Annotated in this window: 4 protein-coding genes; 1 reads left to right on the top strand and 3 read right to left on the bottom strand. The window is 66.3% G+C overall.

The features are described 5' to 3' along the window. The coding region (locus tag ABW137_RS26410; protein ID WP_526404425.1) for a hypothetical protein at positions 1–411 on the top strand (411 nt) is incomplete at its 5' end. Between the two features lie 4 nt (positions 412–415). On the opposite strand, the gene dnaE is transcribed toward ABW137_RS26410, so the two are convergent. The 3 genes from dnaE to ABW137_RS26395 form a co-directional block, all read right to left on the bottom strand. Next, positions 416–3,946, bottom strand: coding sequence for a DNA polymerase III subunit alpha (gene dnaE / locus ABW137_RS26405; RefSeq protein WP_526404426.1), 3,531 nt, complete (start codon positions 3,944–3,946; stop codon positions 416–418). Between the two features lie 93 nt (positions 3,947–4,039). Further along, the gene (locus ABW137_RS26400; protein WP_526404424.1) at positions 4,040–4,753 is read right to left on the bottom strand and encodes a TetR/AcrR family transcriptional regulator; all 714 of its coding nucleotides are present in this window, start codon (positions 4,751–4,753) and stop codon (positions 4,040–4,042) included. 462 nt (positions 4,754–5,215) lie between these two features. Then, positions 5,216–5,593 (bottom strand): YciI family protein, encoded by a 378-nt coding sequence (locus ABW137_RS26395; RefSeq protein WP_526404423.1) that lies wholly within the window; start codon positions 5,591–5,593, stop codon positions 5,216–5,218. Positions 5,594–5,625 lie beyond the last annotated feature (32 nt).

Below are 5,625 nucleotides of genomic sequence, written 5' to 3'. Positions count from 1 at the left end.
GTCGTCACCGGTCGCGTCTCGGTCGAGTTTCCCTCGCCGGCAGCGGTTCCGGCGCAATCGAACATCTACGTCCACGTCTGGGTCGGACTAGCAGCAGCCGACCCGCAGATCGGCACCTACCTGTTGAACGTCGACCCGCGCTTCCCGCGCCTGTCCGAACCGAAGGTCCCCGGCCTCCAGCCGGGCTACACCCAGGTGCCGGAGTTCCCGACGGCGCCGGACCGCTCGCTGCTGAACTTCGACCTCCGCGTCCCACTCGACGCGCAGCCCTCGGTGTACCTGGGCAACATGTGCCTGCTCCGGCTCTCCCCGTTCTCCACCGGCGACGTCCTCGGACGCGGATCGTTCGCGTTCCGGGTGCGCTCACCGGGCGAGCCGCCCGATCTGGCGTCGCAGGTACCCCAGCCTTAGCCCGTCAGCCGCCGAGGCAGCCCGGGCCCAGGAGCGCCTTGAGGTCCCCCATCAGGGCCGATGACGGTGTCACCCGCAGCTTCTGGTCGAGTTCGAGCGTGGTGATCCGGTCACCGCTGATGAGCCGCAACCGCACCTGCGAGGTGCCGGGATGGTTGGCGAGCACCTGCTTGAGCGCGCCGACCTTCTCCACGGTGCACTGGCGGGTCGGCAAGCTGACGGCGACCGGCCGGTCGGCCTGTGCATTGGTGAAGTCGGGCACCACCAGGTCGTTGGCGATGAGCGAGAGTCGGTCGTCGCGGGAGTTCACCTTGCCGCTGACGATGACGACGACGTCGTCGGCGATCTCGGCGCCGAAGGTCGAGTACGTGTGGGGGAAGAACATCACCTCGATGCCGCCGGTGAGATCCTCCAATTGGGCAGAGGCCCAGGGCATTCCGTTCTTGTTGACGCGACGGTTGACCGACGCCAGGATGCCGCCGACCCGCACCTGCGCCTCGTTGGGCACGTCGCCGTCGAGAATCGCCGGGATCTGCGTATCGACCTGGGTGGCCAGCAGGTGCGCTATCCCGTCGAGAGGATGCCCGGAGACGTACAGGCCCAGCATCTCCCGCTCCAGGGCCAGCTTGTGCTTGTCCTCCCATTCGTCGGTGGGCACCTTGATCGCGAACACCGAGTCTCCGGTGTCGGTCCCGGACCCATCCCCACTCCCGAAGAGGTCGAACTGGCCCATGGCCTCGGCCTTCTTGGTGCCGAGCACCGAGTCGACCGCGTCGGTGTGGATGAGGAACAGGCCCTTGCGGGAGTGGTCGAGGGAATCGAAGGCCCCCGCCTTGATCAGCGACTCCGTCACCTTCTTGTTGCAGGCGGTGACCTCGATCTTGTTGAGGTAGTCCGAGAAGTCGGTGTACTTGCCCTTGGCGCTTCGGGTATTGATCAGGGACGCAACGACATTGGCGCCGACGTTGCGGACGGCACCCAGCCCGAAGCGGATGTCGGTGCCCACCGAGGCGAAGTTCAGCTCGGACTCGTTGACGTCGGGCGGCAGCACCGTGATGCCGAGCCTGCGGCAGTCGGCGAGGTACACCGCGGCCTTGTCCTTGTCGTCACCCACCGAGGTCAACAACCCGGCCATGTACTCCGCAGGGAAGTTGGCCTTGAGGTAAGCGGTCCAGTACGACACCAGACCGTAGCCTGCCGCGTGCGACTTGTTGAACGCGTACCCGGCGAACGGAAGGATGGTGTCCCACAACGCCTTCACCGCCGCGGCAGAGAAGCCGTTGGCGGTCATGCCCTCCAGGAAGCCCTTGTACTCGGCCTCGAGCACCTCGAGCTTCTTCTTGCCCATGGCCTTGCGCAGCGCGTCGGCCTTGCCCATCGAGTACCCGGCGACCTTCTGGGCGATGAACATGATCTGCTCTTGGTAGACGATCAGACCGTGGGTCTCGGCGAGGATCTCCTTGAGCGGCTCCTCCAACTCCGGGTGGATGGGCTTCACCGCTTGCCGGTTGTTCTTGCGGTCGGCGTAGTCGTTGTGGGCGTTCATGCCCATCGGGCCGGGCCGGTACAGCGCCAGCACGGCCACGATGTCGTTGAACTCCGTGGGCTGCATGCGTCGCAGCAGGTCGCGCATCGGCCCACCGTCGAGCTGGAACACCCCGAGGGTGTCACCGCGGCCCAGTAGTTCGTAGGCCTTGGGATCGTCGAGCTCGAGCGACTCCAGGTCGAGGTCGATCCCCCGGTTGGCCTTGATGTTCTCGATGCAGTCACCGATGATCGTCAGGTTGCGCAGACCGAGGAAGTCCATCTTGAGCAGGCCGATGGCCTCGCACGACGGGTAGTCCCAACCGCTGATCACCGCGCCGTCCTGCGGCCGCTTCCACAGCGGGATGGCCTCGATGAGCGGTTCGGAGCTCATGATCACCGCGCACGCGTGCACGCCCGCGTTGCGGACGAGACCCTCCAGCCCGCGGGCGGTCTCGTAGATGGCCCGGACGTCGGGGTCGGTGTCGAGCAGCGCGCGGACCTCGGCGGCCTCCTTGTACCGCTCGTGGGTGGGGTCGGTGATCCCCGACAGCGGGATGTCCTTGGCCATGATGGGCGGCGGCAGCGCCTTGGTGATCCGGTCGGCGATGGCGAAGCCCGGCTGGCCGTAGTTGACGCGCGCCGAATCCTTCAGTGCCGCCTTGGTCTTGATGGTGCCGAACGTGATGACCTGGGCCACCCGGTCGCTGCCCCACCGGTTGGCCGCATATCGCAGCATCTCGCCACGCCTGCGGTCGTCGAAGTCGATGTCGATGTCGGGTGCGGACGGACGTTCCGGGTTGAGGAACCGCTCGAACAGCAGTCCGTGCGGAATCGGGTCGATGTTGGTGATGCCCATGGCGTAGGCCACCAACGATCCAGCGGCCGACCCGCGGCCGGGCCCGACCCGGATGTCGACCGACTTGGCGTAGTTGATCAGGTCGGCGACGATCAGGAAGTACGACGGGAAGCCCTTGTCGCAGATGACCTTGATCTCGAACATGGCCCGGTCGGTGTACTCCTGGGGGACGGGCGCCCCCTTGAACCGGCGCTCCAGTCCGACGGTGACCTCGTGCGTCAACCACGACGCCTGATCGTGTCCCTCGGGCACCGGGAAGATCGGCATCCGGTCCTTGGGCGCCCAGACGTCGGCGTAGGACTGCACCCGCTCGGCGATCAACAGGGTCGAGTCGCAGGCGCCGGGCACCTGGTCGTCCCACAGCGCGCGCATCTCCTCGGCGGACTTGAGGTAGTAGCCGTCACCGTCGAACTTGAACCGCGTCGGATCCGACAGGGTCTTGCCGGTTTGCACGCACAGCAGGGCCTCGTGGTTCCGCGACGCGTCGCGGGTGACGTAGTGACAGTCATTGGTCGCCAGCGGAGGGATGCCGAGCGTCTTCCCGACCTCGAGCAGTCCCTCGCGGACGCGGCGCTCGATGTCGAGGCCGTGGTCCATCAGTTCGAGGAAGAAGTTCTCCGGGCCGAAGATGTCACGCCACCGTGCCGCCGCCTCCACGGCCTCCTTCTGGTGGCCAAGCCTCAGCCGGGTCTGCACCTCACCCGACGGGCAGCCAGTGGTGGCGATGATGCCCTCGGCGTGCTCGGCGATGATCTCGGCGTCCATCCGGGACCACTTGCCGAGCTGTCCCTCGAACGAGGCCAACGACGACAGCTTGAAGAGGTTGCGCAGACCCGTCGCGTTCTCGGCGACCATCGTCATGTGGGTGTACGCGCCGCTGCCCGACACGTCGTCGGACTTCTGGCTCGGGTCACCCCACAGCACGCGCTTGGTGTCGAAACGGGAACCGGGGGCTATGTACGCCTCGACGCCGATGATCGGCTTGATCCCGGCATCCGTTGCGGCGTTGTAGAACTCGCTGGCGCCGAACATGTTCCCGTGATCGGTCATGCCGATCGCGGGCATCTCGAGCCGCTGCGCCTCGGCGAACATCGGCTTGACCTTGGCCGCGCCGTCCAGCATGGAATATTCGGTGTGATTGTGCAGGTGCACGAAGCTCGCGCCGCGATGAGCGCCTGCGCGAAGAGCAGACGAACCAGGAGCGCTTGCGCGGGGAGCAGACTGATCGGCCATAGGGCAGCCAGTCTAAGACGGCCCTCCGACGGCACTCGGCGTGTCGCGATACGTGTCGCCGCGGGTCTCCGAATTTCCCTTGGCGCTGTCCCCGGCTTCGAGTAGTCCGTGAGTGAACAACCGGTCGAGCTGCTTGGTGATCAAGTACATGTCGGCCGCGTCCTCGACGAAGCCCGAGTAGAAGCCGACGCCCCACAGCACGGCGTGCAACATCTCGACGATCGGTCCGACGGCCGCGTCGTCGGGCAGCTCCCCCTTGGCCCTCGCATCGCCGACCAGCGTTTCGAGGTAGTCACGCAATCGATTGCCAGCGTGTTCGCGCAGCTCGACGTTGCGGGTGGACTCCAGCCGCGCGCTGACGAGAAAGGCGATCTGCGAACGGTCGAGGAATTCGGCCTCGTGGATGGCGGCCACCAACGACGAAAAACGCTCGACCAGGTTGCCGTCGCGCTGGGCCTTGGCGATGCACTCGGCGACGACGAGGTCCGATTCGGCGATGAGCGTGCGGTAGATCTCCTCGCGCGAGGCGAAGTAGTAGTGCAGCGTCGGTCGGCTAAGTTCTGCAGCGACCGCGATGGCCTGGAATGTGGCCGCCTGGTAACCGCGCTCGGTGATGACCTGCCGCGACGCCTTTAGGATTCTGTTGCGCGTTTCTGCGGAGTCCGAGCCGACGGGGCGGCCACGACGACGGCCCTCTGAAGCTGACGAACCAACCCGTTGCCCCATGCTGGCAAACGTTATTGCATTGCTACAATCGCGTCAAATAGTAAGTTCCCGCAAACGCTCCGTGAGGTATTCGGTGACGCAGGGGGCGGCCCACGCGGGTTGGAACCCGTCTGCGGCGAGGGCGACCGGCGCGCCGAGTGACGGCGCCACCCGCACCAGGGCGCGGTGCAACACCCGCAGCGCGTCGCGGTCGGGTGTCCCACCGTGCAGCCGGCTGCAGTGCGCGGACTGGGACGGCGGCCTCGTACTGAAACGTACTGAAACGTACTGAGACGTACTGAAACGTACTGAAACCCTGCCCGGTCGATGATGCCCGTGGGCGCGCGACAGCAGGGCCTCGCCGCGAGCGATCAGCGAACGATCCCAACGGCTGGGCAGGCAGCGGCCGGTGGCGCGAGTAACCGGCCGTACGAGTCGCGGGTGAGCGCCTCGACGCTGCGACCACGGGCGACGGATCCGCGCTCAGGGCTGGTGCCATCCACGCCCCGGGGCGTATGTCGTTGCCACCGGCCGGATTTCGATTGACCCCCAGTCGTTGGCAGGGTTTCGTTGCGCCCATGTGATCGCCTCGGCCAGGTCGGGGACCTCGATGACGAAGATGCCACCGAGCTTCTCCTTGGTCTCGGTGCACGGGCCGTCCCGAATCTCCGGCACGCCGCTGCGAGCCGTCACCGTCGTGGTGTGCGCCACTACGTCGAGGACGTCGGTGGCGATCAACACGCCGGCGGCGGAAAGGTCGTCGGCGTAGTTGGCAAACGCAGCCTTGGCCGGCGCCATGTCCTGTTCCGTTAAGCCGAGCGAAGAACCCTCTTCGTAATGCACTAGCAGGCAGTAGCGCATGGTGCCGTCCCTTCGCGGTCATCTCGTCGCAC

Origin of the sequence: Mycobacterium sp., from assembly GCF_040509115.1 — a bacterium.
In the GTDB taxonomy this organism is placed as follows: Bacteria; Actinomycetota; Actinomycetes; order Mycobacteriales; family Mycobacteriaceae; genus Mycobacterium.
The sequence above is the reverse complement of the archived record's forward strand: the minus strand, read 5'-3'. Positions and strand labels throughout refer to the sequence as shown.